Source organism: Mesorhizobium sp. M8A.F.Ca.ET.202.01.1.1 (genome assembly GCF_004791595.1).
GTDB lineage: Bacteria > Pseudomonadota > Alphaproteobacteria > Rhizobiales > Rhizobiaceae > Mesorhizobium.
The window spans coordinates 46,038-65,904 of sequence record NZ_SRUN01000001.1 but is presented as its reverse complement, the minus strand read 5'-3'; the positions used below and the strand labels follow the sequence as shown (position 1 = coordinate 65,904).

31 protein-coding genes and 1 pseudogene are annotated in these 19,867 nt (G+C 62.0%); all 32 read left to right on the top strand.

Features of this window, described 5'->3' with window-relative positions; translation table 11 throughout:
* Positions 1-137, top strand: a pseudogene (gene tuf / locus EN845_RS00380) (elongation factor Tu); the annotation flags it as partial.
* 69 nt (positions 138-206) lie between these two features.
* Positions 207-515 (top strand): 30S ribosomal protein S10, encoded by a 309-nt coding sequence (rpsJ, locus tag EN845_RS00375; protein WP_010909272.1) that lies wholly within the window; start codon positions 207-209, stop codon positions 513-515.
* A gap of 61 nt (positions 516-576) precedes the next feature.
* A complete protein-coding gene (rplC, locus tag EN845_RS00370; RefSeq protein ID WP_023757978.1) occupies positions 577-1,299 on the top strand; it encodes a 50S ribosomal protein L3 in 723 nt (240 codons plus the stop codon).
* Complete coding sequence (gene rplD / locus EN845_RS00365) at positions 1,299-1,919, top strand: 50S ribosomal protein L4 (protein WP_127869366.1); 621 nt, start codon at positions 1,299-1,301, stop codon at positions 1,917-1,919. The genes rplC and rplD overlap by 1 nt, the downstream gene beginning before the upstream one ends.
* The gene (locus tag EN845_RS00360; RefSeq protein ID WP_010909275.1) at positions 1,916-2,209 is read left to right on the top strand and encodes a 50S ribosomal protein L23; all 294 of its coding nucleotides are present in this window, start codon (positions 1,916-1,918) and stop codon (positions 2,207-2,209) included. Before rplD ends, EN845_RS00360 begins: the two co-directional genes overlap by 4 nt.
* A gap of 22 nt (positions 2,210-2,231) precedes the next feature.
* The gene (gene rplB / locus EN845_RS00355; protein ID WP_127278266.1) at positions 2,232-3,065 is read left to right on the top strand and encodes a 50S ribosomal protein L2; all 834 of its coding nucleotides are present in this window, start codon (positions 2,232-2,234) and stop codon (positions 3,063-3,065) included.
* A gap of 16 nt (positions 3,066-3,081) precedes the next feature.
* Entirely contained in the window at positions 3,082-3,360 is a 279-nt protein-coding gene (gene rpsS, locus EN845_RS00350; RefSeq protein WP_027044977.1) for a 30S ribosomal protein S19, read from the top strand.
* Positions 3,361-3,362: 2 nt separating this feature from the next.
* Complete coding sequence (gene rplV, locus EN845_RS00345; RefSeq protein WP_006205462.1) at positions 3,363-3,752, top strand: 50S ribosomal protein L22; 390 nt, start codon at positions 3,363-3,365, stop codon at positions 3,750-3,752.
* Entirely contained in the window at positions 3,752-4,477 is a 726-nt protein-coding gene (rpsC, locus tag EN845_RS00340; protein ID WP_013895697.1) for a 30S ribosomal protein S3, read from the top strand. Before rplV ends, rpsC begins: the two co-directional genes overlap by 1 nt.
* A gap of 27 nt (positions 4,478-4,504) precedes the next feature.
* A complete protein-coding gene (gene rplP, locus EN845_RS00335) occupies positions 4,505-4,918 on the top strand; it encodes a 50S ribosomal protein L16 (protein WP_006205460.1) in 414 nt (137 codons plus the stop codon).
* 13 nt (positions 4,919-4,931) lie between these two features.
* Complete coding sequence (gene rpmC, locus EN845_RS00330; protein WP_006205459.1) at positions 4,932-5,132, top strand: 50S ribosomal protein L29; 201 nt, start codon at positions 4,932-4,934, stop codon at positions 5,130-5,132.
* Positions 5,133-5,143: 11 nt separating this feature from the next.
* Positions 5,144-5,383: a 30S ribosomal protein S17 gene (rpsQ, locus tag EN845_RS00325; RefSeq protein ID WP_010909280.1), complete on the top strand. Its 240-nt coding sequence runs from the start codon at positions 5,144-5,146 to the stop codon at positions 5,381-5,383.
* Between the two features lie 72 nt (positions 5,384-5,455).
* On the top strand, positions 5,456-5,824 hold the full coding sequence (gene rplN / locus EN845_RS00320; protein WP_006205457.1) for a 50S ribosomal protein L14: 369 nt from the start codon (positions 5,456-5,458) through the stop codon (positions 5,822-5,824).
* Positions 5,825-5,836: 12 nt separating this feature from the next.
* Positions 5,837-6,151 carry a 50S ribosomal protein L24 gene (gene rplX / locus EN845_RS00315; RefSeq protein ID WP_006205456.1) on the top strand — a complete coding sequence of 105 codons (315 nt, stop codon included), beginning with the start codon at positions 5,837-5,839 and terminating at the stop codon, positions 6,149-6,151.
* Positions 6,144-6,722 (top strand): 50S ribosomal protein L5, encoded by a 579-nt coding sequence (rplE, locus tag EN845_RS00310; RefSeq protein ID WP_127278265.1) that lies wholly within the window; start codon positions 6,144-6,146, stop codon positions 6,720-6,722. The genes rplX and rplE overlap by 8 nt, the downstream gene beginning before the upstream one ends.
* Before the next feature lie 27 nt (positions 6,723-6,749).
* Complete coding sequence (rpsN, locus tag EN845_RS00305) at positions 6,750-7,055, top strand: 30S ribosomal protein S14 (protein WP_010909282.1); 306 nt, start codon at positions 6,750-6,752, stop codon at positions 7,053-7,055.
* A gap of 12 nt (positions 7,056-7,067) precedes the next feature.
* Positions 7,068-7,466, top strand: coding sequence for a 30S ribosomal protein S8 (gene rpsH / locus EN845_RS00300; protein WP_006205453.1), 399 nt, complete (start codon positions 7,068-7,070; stop codon positions 7,464-7,466).
* A gap of 88 nt (positions 7,467-7,554) precedes the next feature.
* Positions 7,555-8,088, top strand: a complete 534-nt coding sequence (rplF, locus tag EN845_RS00295) for a 50S ribosomal protein L6 (RefSeq protein WP_013895694.1) — start codon at positions 7,555-7,557, stop codon at positions 8,086-8,088.
* A gap of 138 nt (positions 8,089-8,226) precedes the next feature.
* Positions 8,227-8,586 (top strand): 50S ribosomal protein L18, encoded by a 360-nt coding sequence (gene rplR, locus EN845_RS00290; protein WP_027145576.1) that lies wholly within the window; start codon positions 8,227-8,229, stop codon positions 8,584-8,586.
* Positions 8,587-8,662: 76 nt separating this feature from the next.
* Positions 8,663-9,226 carry a 30S ribosomal protein S5 gene (rpsE, locus tag EN845_RS00285; protein ID WP_032933400.1) on the top strand — a complete coding sequence of 188 codons (564 nt, stop codon included), beginning with the start codon at positions 8,663-8,665 and terminating at the stop codon, positions 9,224-9,226.
* A gap of 24 nt (positions 9,227-9,250) precedes the next feature.
* On the top strand, positions 9,251-9,448 hold the full coding sequence (gene rpmD / locus EN845_RS00280) for a 50S ribosomal protein L30 (protein WP_006205449.1): 198 nt from the start codon (positions 9,251-9,253) through the stop codon (positions 9,446-9,448).
* Positions 9,449-9,470: 22 nt separating this feature from the next.
* Positions 9,471-9,944: a 50S ribosomal protein L15 gene (rplO, locus tag EN845_RS00275; RefSeq protein ID WP_095775807.1), complete on the top strand. Its 474-nt coding sequence runs from the start codon at positions 9,471-9,473 to the stop codon at positions 9,942-9,944.
* Positions 9,945-10,137: 193 nt separating this feature from the next.
* The gene (secY, locus tag EN845_RS00270; RefSeq protein ID WP_015317976.1) at positions 10,138-11,478 is read left to right on the top strand and encodes a preprotein translocase subunit SecY; all 1,341 of its coding nucleotides are present in this window, start codon (positions 10,138-10,140) and stop codon (positions 11,476-11,478) included.
* Positions 11,475-12,071, top strand: a complete 597-nt coding sequence (locus EN845_RS00265; RefSeq protein ID WP_127869365.1) for an adenylate kinase — start codon at positions 11,475-11,477, stop codon at positions 12,069-12,071. Before secY ends, EN845_RS00265 begins: the two co-directional genes overlap by 4 nt.
* A gap of 217 nt (positions 12,072-12,288) precedes the next feature.
* A complete protein-coding gene (rpsM, locus tag EN845_RS00260) occupies positions 12,289-12,657 on the top strand; it encodes a 30S ribosomal protein S13 (protein ID WP_006205445.1) in 369 nt (122 codons plus the stop codon).
* A 161-nt stretch (positions 12,658-12,818) separates the two neighbouring features.
* Positions 12,819-13,208: a 30S ribosomal protein S11 gene (gene rpsK / locus EN845_RS00255; RefSeq protein WP_006205444.1), complete on the top strand. Its 390-nt coding sequence runs from the start codon at positions 12,819-12,821 to the stop codon at positions 13,206-13,208.
* A 102-nt stretch (positions 13,209-13,310) separates the two neighbouring features.
* Positions 13,311-14,321, top strand: a complete 1,011-nt coding sequence (locus EN845_RS00250) for a DNA-directed RNA polymerase subunit alpha (protein WP_006205443.1) — start codon at positions 13,311-13,313, stop codon at positions 14,319-14,321.
* A gap of 104 nt (positions 14,322-14,425) precedes the next feature.
* Positions 14,426-14,854 (top strand): 50S ribosomal protein L17, encoded by a 429-nt coding sequence (gene rplQ / locus EN845_RS00245; RefSeq protein WP_127279754.1) that lies wholly within the window; start codon positions 14,426-14,428, stop codon positions 14,852-14,854.
* 181 nt (positions 14,855-15,035) lie between these two features.
* Positions 15,036-16,529 carry a DegQ family serine endoprotease gene (locus EN845_RS00240; RefSeq protein WP_127869364.1) on the top strand — a complete coding sequence of 498 codons (1,494 nt, stop codon included), beginning with the start codon at positions 15,036-15,038 and terminating at the stop codon, positions 16,527-16,529.
* A gap of 41 nt (positions 16,530-16,570) precedes the next feature.
* Complete coding sequence (locus tag EN845_RS00235) at positions 16,571-17,878, top strand: replication-associated recombination protein A (protein WP_127279756.1); 1,308 nt, start codon at positions 16,571-16,573, stop codon at positions 17,876-17,878.
* 17 nt (positions 17,879-17,895) lie between these two features.
* Positions 17,896-18,555: a DUF930 domain-containing protein gene (locus EN845_RS35930; protein ID WP_245511632.1), complete on the top strand. Its 660-nt coding sequence runs from the start codon at positions 17,896-17,898 to the stop codon at positions 18,553-18,555.
* Positions 18,556-18,712: 157 nt separating this feature from the next.
* The gene (locus EN845_RS00225; RefSeq protein WP_127869363.1) at positions 18,713-19,543 is read left to right on the top strand and encodes an aspartyl/asparaginyl beta-hydroxylase domain-containing protein; all 831 of its coding nucleotides are present in this window, start codon (positions 18,713-18,715) and stop codon (positions 19,541-19,543) included.
* The last annotated feature ends 324 nt before the right edge of the window (positions 19,544-19,867 follow it).

Here is a 19,867-nt window from a genome sequence, read left to right as displayed (position 1 = left end):
CGGTGATGCCTGGCGACAACATCACGGTCGATGTCGAGCTGATCGTGCCGATCGCCATGGAAGAGAAGCTGCGCTTCGCCATCCGTGAAGGCGGCCGCACCGTCGGTGCCGGCATCGTCGTCACCATCAAAGAGTAATTTGGACTTAAACCGATCTGTCGCGGGCGCCGGAGTTGCCCGCGCCGCGCCAGAACAAGGAAGTGACGCATGAACGGACAGAATATCCGCATCCGCCTGAAGGCGTTTGATCACCGCGTGCTCGACGCCTCGACGAAGGAAATCGTGTCGACGGCCAAGCGCACTGGTGCAAACGTCCGCGGCCCCATTCCGCTGCCGACGCGGATCGAAAAGTTCACGGTCAACCGGTCGCCTCACGTCGACAAGAAGAGCCGCGAGCAGTTCGAGATGCGCACGCACAAGCGTCTGCTCGACATCGTCGATCCGACCCCGCAGACCGTCGATGCTTTGATGAAGCTCGATCTGGCCGCCGGCGTCGACGTCGAGATCAAGCTCTAAGGGAATGAGAGCGCGGTAAGGGGCGGTGTCCCTGGCCCGGAACTCTAAAGGAATTGAACCGATGCGTTCAGGTGTGATTGCAAAGAAGGTGGGAATGACCCGCATCTATAATGATGCCGGGGAACATGTTCCCGTCACCGTTCTCCAGATGGAGAACTGCCAGGTCGTGGCACAGCGCACGCAGGAGAAGAATGGCTACACCGCCGTTCAGCTCGGCGTTGGCCTCGCCAAGGTGAAGAACACGTCGAAGGCGATGCGCGGCCATTTCGCGACCGCTTCCGTCGAGCCGAAGGCGAAGGTCGCCGAGTTCCGCGTCTCCGCCGACAACATGATCGATGTTGGCGCCGAGATCACCGTCGAGCACTTTGTCGCCGGCCAGAAGGTCGATGTGACGGGCACGACGATCGGCAAGGGTTTCCAGGGCGTCATCAAGCGTCACCACATGGGTGGTGGTCGCGCGACGCACGGTAACTCGGTATCGCACCGTACACACGGTTCGACCGGCCAGCGTCAGGACCCGGGCAAGGTGTTCAAGGGCAAGCATATGGCTGGCCACATGGGCGACACCAGGGTCACCACGCAGAATGTCGAGATCGTCTCGACCGACGCCGACCGCGGCCTGATCCTGATCCGCGGTGCGGTTCCCGGATCGAAGGGCGCCTGGATCCTGGTCCGCGACGCGGCCAAGGTGGCGCTGCCGGCCAATGCGCCGAAGCCCGCCGCGATCCGCGCTGTTGCGGCAGCTGCGAAGAACGAGGCTCCGGCCACAGAGGGAGCGGAATAATGGATCTCAAGATCACAACGCTCGGCGGTAAAGACGCCGGCAAGGTGGAACTTTCCGACGGAATTTTCGGCCTTGATCCGCGCGAGGACATCCTGCAGCGCGTCGTGCGCTGGCAGCTTGCCAAGAAGCAGCAGGGCACGCACAAGGCCAAGGGTCGCGCCGAAATCGCGCGCACCGGCGCCAAGATGTACAAGCAGAAGGGTACGGGCCGCGCCCGTCACCACTCGGCACGCGCTCCGCAGTTCCGCGGCGGCGGCAAGGCCCACGGCCCGGTCGTTCGCAGCCATGAGCATGAACTGCCCAAGAAGGTTCGTGCGCTTGGCCTCAAGCATGCTCTCTCGGCCAAGGCCAAGAGCGCATCGATCATCATCGTCGACGAGCTGAAGCTGACCGAGGCCAAGACGAAGGCGCTGATCGCGAATTTCGCGACGCTGGGCCTGACCAACGCCCTGGTGATTGGCGGCGCCGAGCTTGACAAGAACTTCAAGCTGGCAGCCACCAACATCCCCAACATCGACGTGCTGCCCATCCAGGGCATCAACGTCTACGACATTCTGCGCCGCGGCACGCTGGTCCTTTCGAAGGCCGCCGTCGAGGCTCTCGAGGAGCGCTTTAAATGACCGACCTTCGTCACTACGACGTGATCGTCTCGCCGGCGATCACCGAAAAGTCGACCATGGCCTCCGAGCAGAACCAGGTCGTCTTCAACGTCGCCAAGAAGGCGTCGAAGCCGGAAATCAAGGCCGCCGTCGAAGCGCTGTTCGGCGTCAAGGTGATGGCCGTGAACACGCTTGTCCGCAAGGGCAAGATCAAGCGCTTCCGCGGCACGATCGGCCGCCAGAGCGACGTCAAGAAGGCGATCGTGACGCTGGCCGACGGCCAGTCGATCGACGTCGCGACGGGTCTCTGAGCAAGGCCGCGAGGACAGGACAATGGCACTTAAGAAATTCAACCCGATAACGCCGAGCACCCGCCAGCTGGTCATCGTCGACCGCTCGGGCCTCTACAAGGGCAAGCCCGTCAAGGGCCTGACCGAAGGCCTGACCAAGTCGGGCGGCCGCAACAATTACGGCCGCATCACGGCCCGCTTCATCGGCGGCGGTCACAAGCGTTCGTACCGCATCATCGACTTCAAGCGCCGCAAGTTCGACGTCGTCGGCACGGTCGAGCGCATCGAATACGATCCGAACCGCACCGCCTTCATCGCGCTGATCAAGTATGATGATGGTGAGCTGTCCTACATCATCGCTCCGCAGCGCCTGGCTCCCGGCGACAAGATCGTGGCGGGCGAAGCCGTCGACGTGAAGCCGGGCAACGCGATGCCGCTGGCCTCGATGCCGGTTGGCACCATCGTCCACAACATCGAGCTGAAGCCGGGCAAGGGCGCCCAGGTTGCCCGCTCCGCGGGTGGTTACGGCCAGCTGGTCGGCCGTGACCAGGGCATGGCGATCCTGCGCCTCAACTCGGGTGAGCAGCGTGTCGTTCACGGCTCCTGCATGGCCACCGTCGGTGCCGTGTCCAATCCGGACCACGGCAACATCAACGACGGCAAGGCCGGCCGCACGGTTTGGCGTGGCAAGCGTCCGCACAATCGCGGCGTGACCATGAACCCGGTCGACCATCCGCACGGCGGCGGCGAAGGCCGCACCTCCGGTGGCCGTCATCCGGTCAGCCCGTGGGGCAAGCCGACCAAAGGCAAGAAGACGCGGTCCAACAAGGCGACCGACAAGTTCATCCTGCGCTCGCGCCATCAGCGCAAGAGCTAAGAAGAGGTAACGCCAAGTGACTCGTTCTATTTGGAAAGGCCCCTTCATCGACGGCTACCTTCTCAAGAAGGTGGATAAGGTTCGTGAAGGTGGTCGCAATGAGGTGATCAAGATGTGGAGCCGTCGCTCCACCATCCTGCCGCAGTTCGTCGGCTTCACCTTCGGTGTCTACAACGGCCAGAAGCACGTTCCCGTCGCGGTGAACGAGGACATGGTTGGTCACAAGTTCGGTGAATTCGCTCCGACGCGGACCTATTACGGTCACGGCGCGGATAAGAAGGCGAAGAGGAAATAATCATGGGCAAGGCCAAAGCTCCGCGCAGGCTTGCTGACAACGAAGCGCGCGCCGTGTTGCGCACGATCCGTATCAGCCCGCAGAAGCTGAACCTGGTTGCCGCGCTGATCCGCGGCAAGAAGGTCGCGACAGCGCTTTCCGATCTCGAATTCTCGGCCAAGCGGATTTCCGGCACGGTCAAGAAGACGCTGGAATCGGCAATCGCCAACGCGGAAAACAACCACGACCTCGACGTCGATGCGCTGATCGTGGCGGAAGCCTATGTCGGCAAGTCGATCGTCATGAAGCGGTTCCACGCTCGTGGCCGCGGTCGCGCCAGCCGTATCGAGAAGCCGTTCTCGCACCTCACGATCGTCGTTCGTGAAGTCGAAGAAAAAGGGGAGGCCGCATAATGGGCCAGAAAGTCAATCCGATCGGTCTTCGCCTCGGCATCAACCGCACCTGGGATTCGCGCTGGTTCGCGAACACCGGCGAGTACGGCAAGCTGCTGCATGAGGACATCAAGATCCGCAAGTATCTTGAGAAGGAACTCAAGCAGGCCGCGATCTCCAAGGTCGTGATCGAGCGCCCGCACAAGAAGTGCCGCGTCACCATCCATGCCGCGCGCCCGGGTCTGATCATTGGCAAGAAGGGCGCCGACATCGAGAAGCTTCGCAAGAAGCTGATGGAGATGACGAAGTCCGAGACGCACCTCAACATCGTCGAAGTGCGCAAGCCGGAAATCGACGCGACCCTAGTCGCCCAGTCGATCGCCCAGCAGCTCGAGCGCCGCATCGCGTTCCGCCGCGCCATGAAGCGTGCCGTGCAGTCGGCCATGCGCCTCGGTGCCGAAGGCATCCGCATCAACTGCGCCGGCCGTCTTGGCGGCGCCGAGATCGCGCGCATGGAATGGTACCGTGAAGGTCGCGTGCCGCTGCATACGCTGCGCGCCGATGTCGACTACGGCACGGCCGAGGCGAATACGGCCTACGGCATTTGCGGCGTCAAGGTCTGGGTATTCAAGGGCGAGATCCTCGAGCACGATCCGATGGCTTCGGAGCGTCGTGCGACCGAGGGTGATGCCGCGCATGGCGGTGGTGGTGATCGCGAACGCGGTCGTCGTCGCGAAAACGCCTGAGACATTTAGGAATTTGGAGTTAGAACGATGCTGCAGCCAAAGCGCACAAAGTTCCGCAAGCAGTTCAAGGGCCGTATCCATGGTACCGCAAAGGGCGGCACCAACCTGGATTTCGGTGGTTTCGGGCTGAAGGCGCTTGAGCCGAACCGCGTCACCGCGCGTGAGATCGAGGCGGCCCGCCGCGCGATCACTCGCGAAATGAAGCGCGCTGGCCGCGTCTGGATCCGTATTTTCCCGGACGTGCCGGTCACGTCGAAGCCGACCGAAGTCCGCATGGGCAAGGGCAAGGGCGCGGTCGACTACTGGGCGGCGCGCGTCAAGCCGGGCCGCATCATGTTCGAGATCGACGGCGTCAATGAAGAAACCGCCCGTGAGGCGCTGCGTCTCGGCGCGGCCAAGCTCTCGGTCAGGACGCGCTTCGTACAGCGCATCGCAGAATAAGGACGGGCTGATCATGAAAGCCGAAGACATCCGGACCAAGACCCAGGACCAGCTGACCGACGACCTGGCCAGCCTGAAGAAGGAGCAGTTCAACCTGCGCTTCCAGAAGGCCACCGGCCAGCTCGAAAAGACCGCGCGCGTGAGGCAGGTTCGCAAGGACATTGCGCGTATCAAGACCATCGCTGCGGAAAAGTCCGCGGCCAAGAAGGCTTAAGGACGAAAACCATGCCAAAGCGCATTCTGCAGGGCACCGTCGTCAGCGACAAGAACGAGAAGACGGTTGTCGTCAAGGTCGAACGGCGCTTCACGCATCCCGTGATGAAGAAGACCGTGCGCATGACCAAGAAGTACAAGGCGCACGACGAGAACAACGCCCACAAGGTCGGCGATCAGGTGTTCATCCAGGAATCGAAGCCGATTTCCAAGGATAAGCGCTGGATCGTCGTATCCTCGGACCAGGCGTAAACAAACGAATTTTGGACAGACCGGGGAGGGGCTTCGAGCCCGTCCCGTTAGAAAAGAAGAAGGCGGCCAGTCATGATTCAGATGCAAACAAACCTCGACGTGGCGGATAATTCCGGTGCGCGTCGTGTCATGTGCATCAAGGTGCTGGGCGGCTCGAAGCGGAAATACGCTTCCGTGGGCGACATCATCGTGGTGTCGATCAAGGAAGCCATTCCGCGCGGCCGCGTTAAGAAGGGCGATGTGATGAAGGCGGTCGTGGTTCGCACGGCCAAGGACATCCGCCGCCCGGACGGCAGCGTGATCCGTTTCGACAAGAACGCGGCCGTTCTCGTCGACAACAAGAAAGAGCCGATCGGCACGCGTATCTTCGGACCGGTTCCGCGCGAACTTCGCGCCAAGAACCACATGAAGATCATCTCGCTCGCGCCTGAAGTGCTGTAAGGAGCCGGACCAATGCAAAAGATTAGAAAAGGCGACAAGGTCGTCGTGCTGGCCGGCAAGGACAAGGGCCGTTCGGGCGAAGTCCTTTCGGTTCAGCCGAAGGATGACACCGCGTTGGTGCGCGGCGTCAACATGATCCGTCGTCACCAGAAGCAGTCCCAGTCCCAAGAGGGCGGGATCATTACCAAGGAAGCGCCGATCCAGCTGTCGAACATCGCGCTGGCCGACCCGAAGGATGGCAAGCCGACCCGCGTCGGTTTCATCTTCCAGAAGGACGGCAAGAAGGTGCGCGTCGCCAAGCGCTCGGGAGAAGTCATCAATGGCTAAGGCTCAAACCAAGCAGGCGACTGCCAACAACACGCCGCGCCTCAAGCAGGTCTACAACGAGACCATTCGCAAGGCGCTGCAGGAGCAGTTCGGCTACGACAACGACATGCAGGTTCCGCGCCTCGACAAGATCGTGCTGAACATGGGTGTCGGCGAAGCGACCGCAGATTCGAAGAAGCCTTCGGTCGCGGCCGAAGATCTGGCGATGATCGCCGGCCAGAAGGCCGTCGTCACCCGCGCCCGCAATTCGATCGCTGGCTTCAAGGTCCGCGAGAACATGCCGATCGGCGCCAAGGTCACGCTGCGCAAGGAACGTATGTACGAGTTCCTCGACCGCCTCGTGAACATCGCGCTGCCGCGCGTCCGCGACTTCCGCGGACTGAACCCCAAGAGCTTCGATGGCCGTGGCAACTACGCCATGGGCATCAAGGAGCACATCGTGTTCCCGGAGATCAACTACGACAAGGTTGATCAGATCTGGGGCATGGACGTCATCGTTTGTACGACTGCGAAGACGGACGACGAAGCCAGGGCTTTGCTCAAGGCTTTCAACTTCCCCTTCCGCCAGTAACGGCAGCGAGAAAAGGAAAAATCTGAAATGGCAAAGACCAGCTCAGTCGAGAAGAACAACAGGCGCCGCAAGCTTGCCGACCAGTACGGTCCCAAGCGCGCTGCGCTGAAGGCGATCATCATGGATCAGTCCAAGCCGATGGAAGAGCGCTTCCGCGCTCAGCTGAAGCTTGCTGCCCTGCCGCGCAACTCGGCCAAGATCCGCATCCGCAACCGCTGCGAAGTCACCGGCCGTCCGCGGGCCTATTATCGCAAGCTCAAAGTATCGCGCATCGCGCTTCGGGATCTCGGCAACAACGGCCAGATTCCGGGCCTGGTCAAGTCGAGCTGGTAAGGAGGACATAACATGTCATTGAGCGATCCTCTCGGCGATATGCTGACCCGCATCCGCAACGCCTATGGCCGCAAGAAGTCGAGTGTCTCGACGCCGGCCTCGCGTCTGCGCACCCGCGTCCTCGACGTGCTGAAGGCTGAAGGCTATATCCGCGATTACAGCCAGACCGACTTCGACAACGGCAAGTCCGAGATCGAAATCGAGCTGAAGTATTTCGACGGTGCTCCGGTCGTGCGCGAAATCGCCCGCGTTTCGAAGCCCGGCCGCCGCGTTTACGTTTCGGCCAAGTCGATCCCGCACGTCGCCAACGGCCTCGGCATCGCCATCCTTTCGACACCGAAGGGCGTGATGGCCGACCACGAAGCACGCGAGCAGAACGTCGGCGGCGAGATCCTCTGCCAGATCTTCTGATCTGGCAGCTCACCGCAAATTGGAATCCGGTCTTCGGATCGTTCCGAAGACAGAGACCTGAAACAAGAGAAGTGACGAGGACAACAAAATGTCTCGTATTGGAAAGAAACCCGTTTCGCTGCCGCAGGGCGTGACCGCGACCGTCAACGGCCAGACCGTGACGGCGAAGGGCCCCAAGGGCGAGCTGAAGTTCGTGGTGAACGACGAAGTGCTGGTCAAGATGGAAGGCAGCGAGATCGCTGTCCAGCCGCGCGACCAGACCAAGACCGCCCGCTCCAAGTGGGGCATGTCGCGCACGCAGATCGTCAACATCCTGCAGGGTGTGAAGGACGGCTTCGAGAAGAAGCTCGAGATCACCGGCGTCGGCTATCGCGCCGCTTTGCAGGGTAAGAACCTGCAGCTGGCTCTTGGCTTCAGCCATGATGTCGTCTACGAGACGCCGGCCGGCATCACGATCACCGTGCCGAAGCCGACCGAAATCACCGTGGCCGGCATCGACAAGCAGCAGGTGGGCCAGGTTGCCGCGGAGATCCGCGAATACCGCGGTCCCGAGCCTTACAAGGGCAAGGGCGTCCGTTACGCTGGCGAGAAGATCGTCCGCAAGGAAGGCAAGAAGAAGTAATCGGCTTGGCTTGGAAAAGTCGCGGACTTTTCGGACAGGACCAAGCCACGGAAGTGTAACGCCGCGGGGAGCGGTCGCGGGAGGCGCTTCGCCTACCGCATATGACGGCCCCCGTTTTTTGAAGGCAAGGAAGACATCATGGGTACCAAGGAAGCCATCCAGCGCCGTGCGCAACGCGTCCGTCGCCAGATCAAGAAAGTTGCCGGCGAACGTCCGCGTCTTTCGGTGCACCGCACGTCGAAGAACATCTACGTTCAGGTGATCGATGACGCCAAGGGCCACACCATCGCTGCCGCCTCGACGCTCGAGAAGGACCTCAAGGGGTCGCTCAAGACCGGCGCCGATACCGCCGCCGCCGCCGCAATCGGCAAGCTGATCGCCGAGCGCGCCACCAAGGCCGGCATCAAGGAAGTCGTTTTCGACCGTGGCCCGTACATCTATCACGGCCGCGTCAAGGCGCTGGCCGAGGCTGCCCGCGAAGGCGGTCTCAGCTTCTGATTTTTCACCGTCGGCGACCCAAAGTGGCGCCGGCAATCAGCAACCCGTGCTTCCGGAAAAGAACAAGGAACAGGATATGGCACAGGAACGTAGGGAAGGCGGCCGCGGCCGCGAGCGTGAAGAGCGCGATGACGGCATGGTGGACAAGCTCGTCCACATCAATCGCGTCGCCAAGGTCGTCAAGGGTGGCCGCCGCTTCGGCTTCGCCGCGCTCGTCGTCGTCGGCGACCAGAAGGGCCGCGTCGGCTTCGGTCATGGCAAGGCGCGCGAAGTGCCGGAAGCCATCCGCAAGGCGACTGAATCGGCCAAGCGCGACATGATCTTCGTGCCGCTGCGCTCGGGCCGCACGCTGCATCACGACGTCGAAGGACGCTGGGGTGCGGGCCGCGTTCTGCTGCGCGCCGCCAAGCAGGGTACCGGCATCATCGCCGGCGGCCCGATGCGCGCCGTATTCGAGACGCTCGGCATGCATGACGTGGTCGCCAAGTCGATGGGGTCGTCGAACCCCTACAACATGGTTCGCGCCACCTTCGACGCGCTGAAGAGCCAGATGCATCCCAAGGATGTGGCTGCCGCGCGCGGCATCAAGTATTCGACCCTTCAGGCCCGCCGCGGCACCGCCGTTGCGGCTGAAGAATAGTCGATCTGACCAGGGATTTTGACCATGGCCAAGAAAGCAACCAAGACCATCACCGTTGAGCAGATCGGTTCGCCGATCCGCCGCCCGAAGGAACAGCGCGCGACGCTGGTCGGCCTCGGCCTCAACAAGATGCACAAGCAGCGCACGCTGGAAGATACGCCCTCCGTGCGCGGCATGATCGCCGCCGTCCAGCATCTCGTCCGAGTTGTGGACGAGGGCTGAGCCAAAGCGCAGGAGAAGCAAGATGAAACTCAACGATCTGCGTGACAAGGACGGCGCGACGCACTCCAAGAAGCGTCTCGGCCGCGGCATCGGCTCCGGTTCGGGCAAGACCGCCGGGCGCGGCGTCAAGGGCCAGAAGGCGCGCTCCGGCGTTGCCGTCAACGGCTTCGAGGGTGGCCAGATGCCGCTTTACCGGCGCCTGCCGAAGCGTGGCTTCAACAACATCTTCGCCAAGAGCTTCGTTGTCGTCTCGCTGGCCCGCATCCAGGAAGCCGTCGATGCCAAGAAGCTCGACGCCAAGGCAACCGTGACGGCCGAGGCGCTTGTCGCCGCCGGCGTCATCCGGCGCGTCAAGGATGGCGTGCGCGTGCTGTCCGATGGCGAACTCAAGGCCAAGCTCGCCTTCGACGTTGCCGGCGCCTCCAAGGCCGCGATCGAGAAGATCGAAAAGGCCGGCGGGTCGGTCAAGCTGCCGGAAAAGGCAGCTGCCGAGTAACGGCAATTTGAAGCGCGGTCGGCAAGAGTGGCATCCGTTTTTGCTTTCGATCGCGCTTTGATCTGCTCAATTTAGCGGCCGCGTCAACGCGGCCGCTTGCATGTTTACAGCCCGGAGCTTATCTCGTGAGCTTCGGTGAAACGCACCGCCTGACCTCACGGGCCATCAAGCGTTACCAAGCGGAGAATCAGGCATGGCTTCGGCTGCTGAACAACTAGCCTCGAATCTGAATTTCTCGGCCTTCGCCAAGGCGGAGGACCTGAAAAAACGCATCTGGTTCACCATCGGCGCGTTGCTCGTCTATCGCCTCGGCACCTATATCCCGCTTCCCGGCATCAATCCCGACGCCTTCGCCCAGGCCTTCTCCTCGCAGAGCAAGGGCGTGCTCGGCATGTTCAACATGTTCGCCGGCGGTGCCGTGCAGCGCATGGCGATCTTTGCGCTCGGCATCATGCCCTACATCTCCGCCTCCATCATCATGCAGCTGATGACATCGGTCATTCCCTCGCTGGAAGCGCTGAAGAAGGAAGGCGAGCAGGGCCGCAAGGTCATCAACCAGTACACGCGCTACGGCACCGTGCTGCTGGCGCTGGTGCAGGCCTACGGCATTTCGGTGGGGCTGGAGAACGGCAACGGCATCGTCAGCGATCCCGGCATGTTCTTCCGCATCTCCACCGTCGTCACGTTGGTCGGCGGCACCATGTTCCTGATGTGGCTCGGCGAGCAGATCACCGCGCGCGGCATCGGTAACGGCATCTCGCTGATCATCTTCTCCGGCATCGTCGCTGGTCTTCCGCACGCCATTTCCGGCACGCTGGAACTCGGCCGCACCGGCGCCCTGTCGACCGGCCTGATCCTGGCGATCATCGTGCTGGCCATCGTCGTCATCGCGCTCATCGTCTTTTTCGAGCGCGCCCAGCGCCGCCTGCTGATCCAGTATCCGAAGCGCCAGGTCGGCAACCGCATGTTCCAGGGCGATACCTCGCATTTGCCGCTCAAGCTCAACACATCGGGCGTCATTCCGCCGATCTTCGCGTCGTCGCTGCTCCTGCTGCCGGCCACCGTCGCCGGCTTCTCCCAGACGACCAACATGCCGGCCTGGGCGAGCACCATCCTGGCCTCACTCGGCCACGGCCAGCCGCTCTACATGGCATTCTACGCGGCGATGATCGTGTTCTTCGCCTTCTTCTACACTGCGATTGTCTTCAACCCGAAGGACACCGCCGACCAGCTCAAGAAGCATTCGGGCTTCATCCCGGGCTATCGCCCGGGCGAGCGCACCGCCGATTACATCGATTACGTTCTCACCCGCATCACCGTCGTCGGCGCCATCTATCTGGTGCTGGTGTGCCTGCTGCCGGAGTTCCTGATCTCGGCGACTGGCGTACCATTCTACCTTGGTGGCACATCGCTTCTGATCGTGGTCAGTGTCACGCTCGATACGGTTGCGCAGATTCAGGGTCACCTGATCGCGCACCAGTATGAAGGCCTGATCAAGAAGTCGAAGCTGCGCGGGGGGAAGAAAGCCAGATGAGGTTGATTTTGCTTGGGCCGCCGGGGGCGGGCAAGGGGACACAAGCACAAAGACTGGTAGAAAAACACGGCATACCCCAGCTCTCGACGGGTGACATGCTGCGTGCCGCCGTCCAGGCGGGTACCGAGGTCGGCAAGCGCGCCAAGGCGGTGATGGATGCCGGAGAACTGGTGTCCGACGCCATCGTCAACGCCATCGTCGCTGAACGCATCGATCAGGCCGACTGCGCCAAGGGATTCATCCTCGACGGCTACCCGCGTACGCTGGTGCAGGCCGATGCGGTTGAATCGATGCTCTCGGAGCGCGGCATTGGTCTCGATACGGTTATCGAACTCGTCGTCGATGACAGGGCCCTGGTCGGCCGGATCGTCAAGCGCGCCGATGATGCCAAGGCCGCCGGCCAGCCGGTGCGCAAGGACGACAATCCCGCTGTGTTCGAAGAGCGCCTGCGGGAGTACTACAAGAAGACCGCTCCGCTGACCGGCTACTACTATGCCAAGGGCAAGCTCAAGACTGTGGACGGCATGGCCAGTATCGACGCGGTGACCGCCGAGATCGAGACCGTGCTGGCAGCGGCCGCGAAGGCGCGGTAAGGGAATTTAAAGATTAAGCTTGACGGAGACGGTTCGCTGCGGTATGGCGGCCCGTCTTCCTATCAGGTGCGCACTTTGCTTGTCCGCAAGGGCAAGGCAGTCGCTTTGAACTGGAAACTCCCGCAAGGGCCGGCCTCCACCGGACGCGGGGAAATTTGAACAGCGCCGGGATCTACCTTGTTGAAGGTTGTCCGGTCCACATGGAGAAGAGAAGAACATGGCTCGTATAGCCGGCGTCAACATTCCGACCAACAAGCGCGTCGTCATCGCGCTTCAGTACATTCACGGCATTGGCAAGAAGTTCGCCCAGGAGATCGTCGACAAGGTCGGCATCCCGGCCGAGCGCCGCGTCAACCAGCTGACCGACGCGGAAGTGCTGCAGATCCGCGAGACCATCGACCGCGATTACCAGGTCGAAGGCGACCTGCGTCGCGAAGTGTCGATGAACATCAAGCGTCTGATGGATCTCGGCTGCTACCGCGGCCTGCGTCACCGCCGCTCGCTGCCGGTTCGCGGTCAGCGCACCCATACCAATGCACGTACCCGCAAGGGCCCGGCCAAGTCGATTGCCGGCAAGAAGAAGTAATTTTTTAGGGGAATAAGGGAGTAGGGGAGTAAGGCAGTAGGGAATGCCCGTCGATCGGGTCGCATTTTTCCCTACTCCCTTACTGCCCTATTCCCCTACTCCCTTAGTAAGGTGGAGCCGCTGGCATTACGGCGGTGTAGAGATCAACTGAAAGGACTACCATGGCCAAGGAAGCCGCACGTGTTCGCCGCCGCGAACGCAAGAACATTTCGTCGGGCGTTGCCCACGTCAATTCGACCTTCAACAACACGATGATCACCATCACTGACGCGCAGGGCAATTCGATCGCCTGGTCGTCGGCCGGTGCCCAGGGCTTCAAGGGTTCGCGCAAGTCGACCCCGTTCGCCGCCCAGATGGCTGCCGAGGACGTTGCCAAGAAGGCCCAGGAACACGGCATGCGCATGCTCGAAGTCGAGGTCTGCGGACCGGGCTCGGGTCGTGAATCGGCGCTGCGCGCCCTGCAGGCGGCCGGCTTCACCATCACCTCGATCCGCGATGTGACGCCGATCCCGCACAATGGCTGCCGCCCGCGCAAGAAGCGCCGCGTCTAACATTATTGAACGCCGCGCGAACGCTCACGAAAGCGTTCCTCCACGGTATTCCAGGTCGCCCGCCACGATTGGATGGTGGCGGGTCAACGGAAGGAAAGCATCATGATCCAGAAAAATTGGCAGGAACTGATCAAGCCGAACAAGATCGAGTTCTCGTCGAAGAAGAAGACGCTGACCACGCTGGTCGCCGAACCGCTCGAGCGTGGCTTTGGCCTTACCCTCGGCAACGCGCTTCGCCGCGTGCTTCTGTCTTCGCTGCGCGGTGCGGCTGTCACCGCCGTGCAGATCGACGGCGTACTGCATGAATTCTCGTCCATCGCCGGCGTGCGCGAGGACGTGACCGACATCGTCTTGAACATCAAGGAAATCGCCATTCGCATGGAAGGCGACGGCCCCAAGCGCATGGTCGTGCGCAAGCAGGGACCGGGTGCGGTTCTCGCCGGCGACATCCAGACGGTTGGCGACGTCGAGATCCTCAACCCCGACCACGTCATCTGCACGCTGGACGAAGGCGCTGAAATCCGCATGGAATTCACCGTCGACACCGGCAAGGGCTACGTGCCGGCCGAGCGCAATCGCGCCGAGGACGCGCCGATTGGCCTGATCCCGGTCGACAGCCTCTATTCGCCGGTCAAGAAGGTCTCCTACAAGGTCGAGAACACCCGTGAGGGGCAGGTTCTCGACTATGACAAGCTGACCATGACCATCGAGACCGATGGCTCGATCTCGGGTGAGGACGCGGTGGCTTTCGCCGCCCGCATCCTGCAGGACCAGCTTGGCCTGTTTGTCAACTTCGACGAGCCGCAGAAGGAAGTCGCCGCCGAAGCCGTCACCGAGCTCGCCTTCAACCCGGCGCTGCTCAAGAAGGTCGACGAACTCGAGCTTTCGGTGCGTTCGGCCAACTGCCTGAAGAACGACAACATCGTCTACATCGGCGATCTCATCCAGAAGACCGAAGCCGAGATGCTGCGCACCCCGAACTTCGGCCGCAAGTCACTGAACGAGATCAAGGAAGTGCTGGCGGCTATGGGCCTGCACCTCGGTATGGAAGTGCCGGACTGGCCGCCGGAAAACATCGAAGACCTCGCCAAGCGTTACGAAGACCAATATTGAGCATGAACTCCAAGGATCGGCGGCGTGAGCCGCTCGGTCCGACGGTCATGCGGAAAACCATCAGAGGCCGTGGCCTCTTGAACAACTGAAGAAGGAAAAGAGCCATGCGCCACGGTTTCAAAGGCCGCCGCTTCGCCCGCAGCATAAGCCACCGCAAGTCGATGTTCGCCAACCTGGCGGTGTCGCTGCTCGAGCACGAGCAGATCGTCACCACCTTGCCGAAGGCGAAGGACTTGCGTCCGATCGTCGAGAAGCTGGTCACGCTCGGCAAGCGCGGCGACCTGCACGCCCGCCGCCAGGTGATCGCGCAGATCGGCAATGAAGGCGTCGTCAAGCGCCTGTTCGACACCATCGCCCCGCGCTACGCCACCCGCAACGGCGGCTATCTGCGCATCATGAAGGCAGGCTTCCGTCACGGCGACAATGCCGCGATGGCCGTCATCGAGTTCGTCGACCGCGACACCGACGCCAAGGGCGCCGGCGACCGCGCCCGCCTTGAGGCGGAAGGCACGGACGAAGCCGCGGCCGCATAAGGCTTCGTCTTTCCAGATTGAATTAAAGGGGCCTGCGGGCCCCTTTTTCATATTCTGTGCGCGCCAGGCCGTGCCCAAAACTATTGATTGGCGCGAAAATAATCGGATTTCAGCGGCTTAGCCTTTCATTTTGCACATTCGTCGGGACAATGCGCCCGAACTCGCCTTGGAGGATTCGCGAATGCTCGCCAAAAGACTGTCCCTTGTTCTGCTTTGCGCCTTCATGGTGTTCGCAGCCGCACCGGCAGTCCGGCAGGCTCTGGCCGAGGACGCCGCCAAGCCCGCCGATCCGGGGCTCTCCGATGTGCTGACCGACCTGCTGCATGGCGTTGAAGGCGAGAATGCCACTTCAGGCCCGGACAAGCGCGTGCCGTTCGGTCGTGAGGAAGTGCAATTGTCGTTCGCGCCTCTGGTCAAGCAGACCGCGCCGGCCGTGGTCAATGTCTATGCCTCGCAGACAGCCAAGGTGACATCGCCTTTCGAAGGCGATCCGTTCTTCGAGGAGTTTTTCGGCCGCGCCCAGCCGCGTGCTCAGTCTTCCCTGGGCTCGGGTGTGCTCGTTGATCCGAGCGGTGTCATCGTCACCAATTTCCACGTCATCAAGGACGCCGACGAGGTCAAGGTGGCGACCGCCGATGGCCGTGAATTCGCCAGCAAGGTGATGCTGAAGGACGAAACGCTCGACCTTGCCGTGCTCAAGATTGAGTCCGACAAGCCGTTCCCGGTGATCGCCATCGGCGATTCCGACGCGCTCGAAGTCGGCGACCTGGTGCTGGCCATCGGCAATCCCTTCGGCGTCGGCCAGACCACCACCAGCGGCATCGTTTCCGCCCTTGCGCGCAGCCATATCGGCGTCTCGGACTCGGGCTATTTCATCCAGACCGACGCCGCCATCAATCCCGGTAATTCCGGCGGCGCGCTGATCAACATGGGCGGCCAACTGGTCGGCATCAACACCGCCATCTACAGCCGCAGCGGCGGCTCGATCGGTATCGGCTTTGCGATCCCAGCCAACATGGTGCGGGCTTTCGCCGATGCCGCCAAGGCCGGCCTCGATTTCTTCGAACGGCCCTATATCGGCGCCGAGTTCGAAGCGGTGACGCCGCAGATCGCCGAATCGCTCGGCATGGAAAAGCCTACCGGGGCGCTGGTCTCGTCCGTCGACGCGACAGGCCCCGCCGGCAAGGCAGGACTGAAGCCGGGCGATGTCGTGCTGCAGATCAATGGCAAGCCGGTCGAGAGCATCGAGGCGCTCGACTATCGCATGGCGACGCTGTCGATCGGCGCCAAGGCGAATTTCGCGATCCTGACCAAGGGCCAGCAGGCAGCGATGGATATCGCGTTGGAGCGGGCGCCGGAGGGTGCGAAAGCCTCGGAAGTGACGCTGCATGGCCGCAGCCCGTTCTCGGGCGCCAAGGTCTCGGAACTGTCGCCGCGGCTTGCCCAGAAGCTCGGCCTGCGCACGGACCTCAAGGGCGTGACGGTGATCGACATCAACCGTGATTCGCCGGCCGCCGATTTCGGTTTCCAGCCGGGCGACATCGTGCGCGAGGTCAACGGCACCAGCATCGACACCGCCGCAACACTGGCGCAGGTAGCCCAGCAGGATACGCGCTGGTGGCGCTTTACCGTCGAGCGCGGCGGGCAGATACTGCGCCAGGTGTTGCGTTACTGAGTTCGATCTGAAGGGATCGCGCTCCAAACCAAAAGAAGTGCATGGCCGATCTGTTCAGTGTCGATGAACCGGAAAAGGTGCCGCCCGGGCGGCCGCTGGCCGACAGGCTGCGGCCGAAAAACCTTGGCGAGGTCGTCGGCCAGGAGCATCTGACGGGTCCCGATGGCGCGCTGACCCGGCTGATCGGTTCCGGTTCGCTGGGGTCGATGATCTTCTGGGGTCCGCCCGGCACCGGCAAGACCACGGTGGCAAGGCTGCTTGCCGGCGAAACCAGTCTTGCCTTCGAGCAGATATCGGCCGTGTTTTCCGGCGTCGCCGATCTGAAGAAAGTGTTCGAGGCGGCCAAGCTGCGCCGCGCCAACGGGCGCCAGACGCTGCTCTTCGTTGACGAGATTCACCGCTTCAACCGCGCCCAGCAGGATTCTTTCCTCCCCGTCATGGAGGATGGGACGGTGGTCCTGGTTGGCGCCACCACCGAAAATCCATCCTTCGAACTCAACGCGGCCTTGTTGTCGCGCGCACGGGTCATGGTCTTCCATTCGCTCGGCGAAGACAGCATCGCCAAGCTGATGATAAGGGCGGAGGAGACGGAGGGTAGGGCGCTGCCGCTCGATGACGAGGCGCGGGCGATGCTGATCCGCATGAGCGATGGCGACGGACGTGCATCGCTGACATTGGCCGAGGAAGTCTGGCGTGCAGCCAAGCCTGGCGAGATATTCGATCCCGAAGGGCTGCAGCGCATCGTCCAGCGCCGTGCGCCAATCTACGACAAGGGCCAGGATGGCCATTACAATCTGATCTCGGCGCTGCACAAGTCGGTGCGCGGCTCGGATCCGGATGCCGCGCTCTACTATCTGGCGCGCATGTTCGATGCCGGCGAGGATCCGCTCTATCTTGGCCGCCGGCTGGTGCGTATGGCGATGGAGGACATCGGGCTGGCCGATCCGCAGGCACTGGTCGTCGCCAACGCCGCCAAGGATGCCTATGACTATCTTGGCTCTCCCGAGGGCGAGCTCGCTTTCGCCGAGGCCACCGTCTATCTCGCCACCGCGCCGAAATCCAACGCCGTTTATACGGCCTTCAAGGCAGCCACGCGGGCCGCGAAGGAACATGGCTCGCTGCTGCCGCCCAAGCATATCCTCAACGCGCCGACCAAGCTGATGAAAGAGGAGGATTACGGCGCCGGCTACCGTTACGACCATGATGAGCCGGACGCCTTTTCAGGCCAGGACTATTTTCCCGAAAAAATGGGTCGACAGACCTTCTACGATCCGCCCGAACGTGGTTTCGAGCGCGATATCAGGAAGCGGCTCGACTACTGGGCAAAGCTGCGCAAAGAGCGGGAATAGCCAGTTTGCGGAGACCGGTGGCCTTGGCGGTGCGAAACGAGGCCTCGCCCTGGGGGATTTCCACTTCGGTTCTCCTGCACGCGCTGCTCGCCGCCACGGTTATGTTGATACCACTGCCGAAGCCCCCGAACCGGCGTGAGGAGGAGGAGCGTGTGTCGGTCGCCATCCTGACGCCACAGCAGTTCGAGGCTTCGACAAGACCCCCTTTACCGCCCGCCGAGGCGCCCGGCGCGCCCATGCCCGCGGCCCCTGCGCCGACGCCAAGCGCTCCCCGGTCTCCGGTCGCGCCGGCCATGATTCACCCGACGCGGATGCTGTCGGCCAAGACGCTCGCCGATCCGCGCAGCAAGCAGGCCCGCGCCGATCTCGAGACCTTGGCGTCCGACGAGCGCATGGTGCAGCTTTGCAATCTGGAGGCCATGGATCAGATCCGCCAATGGCGCGCGGATTTCCAGCCGGAGCGGGTGGTGCCCTATGCAACCGCCGAGGAAAAGATCACCGGCACGACGATCGCCGCCGATGGTGCGGCTTTTCGCAGCGGTAAAAACTGGTACGGCCTGAAGTTCAAATGCCAACTCGCGCAGGACGGCGAAAGCGTCATCGGCTTTGAGTTTCTGGTCGGCGATCCCGTGGCCAGGGATAGATGGAACGAGCTTGGCTTGCCGGCGGTGCATTGACAGCCCGGCATGCTCCACCAGGCAGCCAGCCCGGCCGGATACCATGGCCGTTGTGCGGTGACCCAAAAAACCTTATCAAGGCGCACGGTCGGGCGGTGGCCGTTGCCATGATTTGGGCACCTCATTCGCAACAGGATCGCGCGTCGCGCGTGGAAAAATGACAAAAACCCTTCGCAAATCCCTTCGCAAATTCGCCATTGCCATCCCGCTTCTCGCCCTTGGCTTCTATTTCATCCCGATGCTGACGACGATCTTCATCGTCTGTGGCCTGATCGACGTACTGCGCAACAGCAGGAAGGATCTGGCGCTGTTCAGCGGCTACTTCCTTGGCAACGGGCTCTTCACCTGGTTGCTCTCACCCTTCAACCTGCTGGTCGATCTTCTGTGCTACAGAAATCCGGGCGTGTGGAAGCTGGAGCAGTTTCCCGCCGACTATCAGCGTGAGGTCAACGAGGTCCTTGATGTCTTCAAGGCGCGCAAGGACGAGATCATCGCCGACATCGACGCCAATTTCGGCACCGGCCGGCGTGGCATGTATGTCTATCAATGGTACGGCAAGCACCGGATCGACAACGTCGCTGAATTCAACAAGGATTTCAAATACATCAAGACCATTGCCGTTTCGGTCTTCAGGGGCAAGGAATCGACCTCCTGGCATTTCGGGCCGCTGCGGCTCAGCCTGCGCATTCTCTACAATCTGCTGCCGGTAAAGGCGGAGGTTTTCGTCGAGTGCAACAACGCCAGGAACTACTGGCATGACAATCCGCTCTACATTTTCGACGACACGCTGCTGCATCGTTCGGTCAACGAATATGACGGCCGCCGCTACTGCGTGTTCATGGACATTGTCAGGCCGTCGCCATTCCCGGGCCTCATCGCGGGGCTTCTCGCCATCGTCTCGGTGAGCGTCGAGCGCATCAATTCGATGTTCTACAAGAACTGGAAGATGATTGGCTCCACAAAGCCGAAGAAGGTCGAAACCACCTGAGTTGAAGATCCATCGATGCTGCCGGCTCTGCCGGCAGCATCCTGAATGCGTTAGGGCAGTTCCAGGAAACGCAGACGGCTTTCCGTCGCGAATTGCGTCAAACCAAGAGCCGCTGCCGGCGCTCCTGCATTGGTTTGAGCACCGCCAGGCAATGCTCTGACAAGCCATGCTCTGACAAGACGGGCAGCTTTAGCGTTACGTCGGTTCAGACCTCGGCCTCTTTGGGCCGTCGCCAATTCATTATATGACCTATGTCGCAGGATTCGCATTTGCCCGCACGGCTCCGGCTGCGTCAGGGTATCTCGATTCTGCCCTCGGCAGTTC

Bases quoted from the DNA above. Each gene is read 5' to 3' on its own strand.
- rpsN (WP_010909282.1), top strand. From the start codon at position 6,750: ATGGCAAAGACCAGCTCAGTCGAGAAGAACAACAGGCGCCGCAAGCTT.
- rplP (WP_006205460.1), top strand. From the start codon at position 4,505: ATGCTGCAGCCAAAGCGCACAAAGTTCCGCAAGCAGTTCAAGGGCCGT.
- rpsK (WP_006205444.1), top strand. From the start codon at position 12,819: ATGGCCAAGGAAGCCGCACGTGTTCGCCGCCGCGAACGCAAGAACATT.
- rpsQ (WP_010909280.1), top strand. From the start codon at position 5,144: ATGCCAAAGCGCATTCTGCAGGGCACCGTCGTCAGCGACAAGAACGAG.
- rpsE (WP_032933400.1), top strand. From the start codon at position 8,663: ATGGCACAGGAACGTAGGGAAGGCGGCCGCGGCCGCGAGCGTGAAGAG.
- EN845_RS00265 (WP_127869365.1), top strand. From the start codon at position 11,475: ATGAGGTTGATTTTGCTTGGGCCGCCGGGGGCGGGCAAGGGGACACAA.
- rplR (WP_027145576.1), top strand. From the start codon at position 8,227: ATGGGTACCAAGGAAGCCATCCAGCGCCGTGCGCAACGCGTCCGTCGC.
- rpmD (WP_006205449.1), top strand. From the start codon at position 9,251: ATGGCCAAGAAAGCAACCAAGACCATCACCGTTGAGCAGATCGGTTCG.
- rplQ (WP_127279754.1), top strand. From the start codon at position 14,426: ATGCGCCACGGTTTCAAAGGCCGCCGCTTCGCCCGCAGCATAAGCCAC.
- rplO (WP_095775807.1), top strand. From the start codon at position 9,471: ATGAAACTCAACGATCTGCGTGACAAGGACGGCGCGACGCACTCCAAG.
- rplB (WP_127278266.1), top strand. From the start codon at position 2,232: ATGGCACTTAAGAAATTCAACCCGATAACGCCGAGCACCCGCCAGCTG.
- rpsJ (WP_010909272.1), top strand. From the start codon at position 207: ATGAACGGACAGAATATCCGCATCCGCCTGAAGGCGTTTGATCACCGC.
- rplE (WP_127278265.1), top strand. From the start codon at position 6,144: ATGGCTAAGGCTCAAACCAAGCAGGCGACTGCCAACAACACGCCGCGC.
- secY (WP_015317976.1), top strand. From the start codon at position 10,138: ATGGCTTCGGCTGCTGAACAACTAGCCTCGAATCTGAATTTCTCGGCC.
- rpsM (WP_006205445.1), top strand. From the start codon at position 12,289: ATGGCTCGTATAGCCGGCGTCAACATTCCGACCAACAAGCGCGTCGTC.
- EN845_RS00240 (WP_127869364.1), top strand. From the start codon at position 15,036: ATGCTCGCCAAAAGACTGTCCCTTGTTCTGCTTTGCGCCTTCATGGTG.
- EN845_RS00235 (WP_127279756.1), top strand. From the start codon at position 16,571: ATGGCCGATCTGTTCAGTGTCGATGAACCGGAAAAGGTGCCGCCCGGG.
- rplC (WP_023757978.1), top strand. From the start codon at position 577: ATGCGTTCAGGTGTGATTGCAAAGAAGGTGGGAATGACCCGCATCTAT.
- rpsH (WP_006205453.1), top strand. From the start codon at position 7,068: ATGTCATTGAGCGATCCTCTCGGCGATATGCTGACCCGCATCCGCAAC.
- EN845_RS00250 (WP_006205443.1), top strand. From the start codon at position 13,311: ATGATCCAGAAAAATTGGCAGGAACTGATCAAGCCGAACAAGATCGAG.
- rplV (WP_006205462.1), top strand. From the start codon at position 3,363: ATGGGCAAGGCCAAAGCTCCGCGCAGGCTTGCTGACAACGAAGCGCGC.
- rplX (WP_006205456.1), top strand. From the start codon at position 5,837: ATGCAAAAGATTAGAAAAGGCGACAAGGTCGTCGTGCTGGCCGGCAAG.
- rplF (WP_013895694.1), top strand. From the start codon at position 7,555: ATGTCTCGTATTGGAAAGAAACCCGTTTCGCTGCCGCAGGGCGTGACC.
- rplD (WP_127869366.1), top strand. From the start codon at position 1,299: ATGGATCTCAAGATCACAACGCTCGGCGGTAAAGACGCCGGCAAGGTG.
- rpmC (WP_006205459.1), top strand. From the start codon at position 4,932: ATGAAAGCCGAAGACATCCGGACCAAGACCCAGGACCAGCTGACCGAC.
- EN845_RS00225 (WP_127869363.1), top strand. From the start codon at position 18,713: ATGACAAAAACCCTTCGCAAATCCCTTCGCAAATTCGCCATTGCCATC.
- rpsC (WP_013895697.1), top strand. From the start codon at position 3,752: ATGGGCCAGAAAGTCAATCCGATCGGTCTTCGCCTCGGCATCAACCGC.
- EN845_RS00360 (WP_010909275.1), top strand. From the start codon at position 1,916: ATGACCGACCTTCGTCACTACGACGTGATCGTCTCGCCGGCGATCACC.
- rplN (WP_006205457.1), top strand. From the start codon at position 5,456: ATGATTCAGATGCAAACAAACCTCGACGTGGCGGATAATTCCGGTGCG.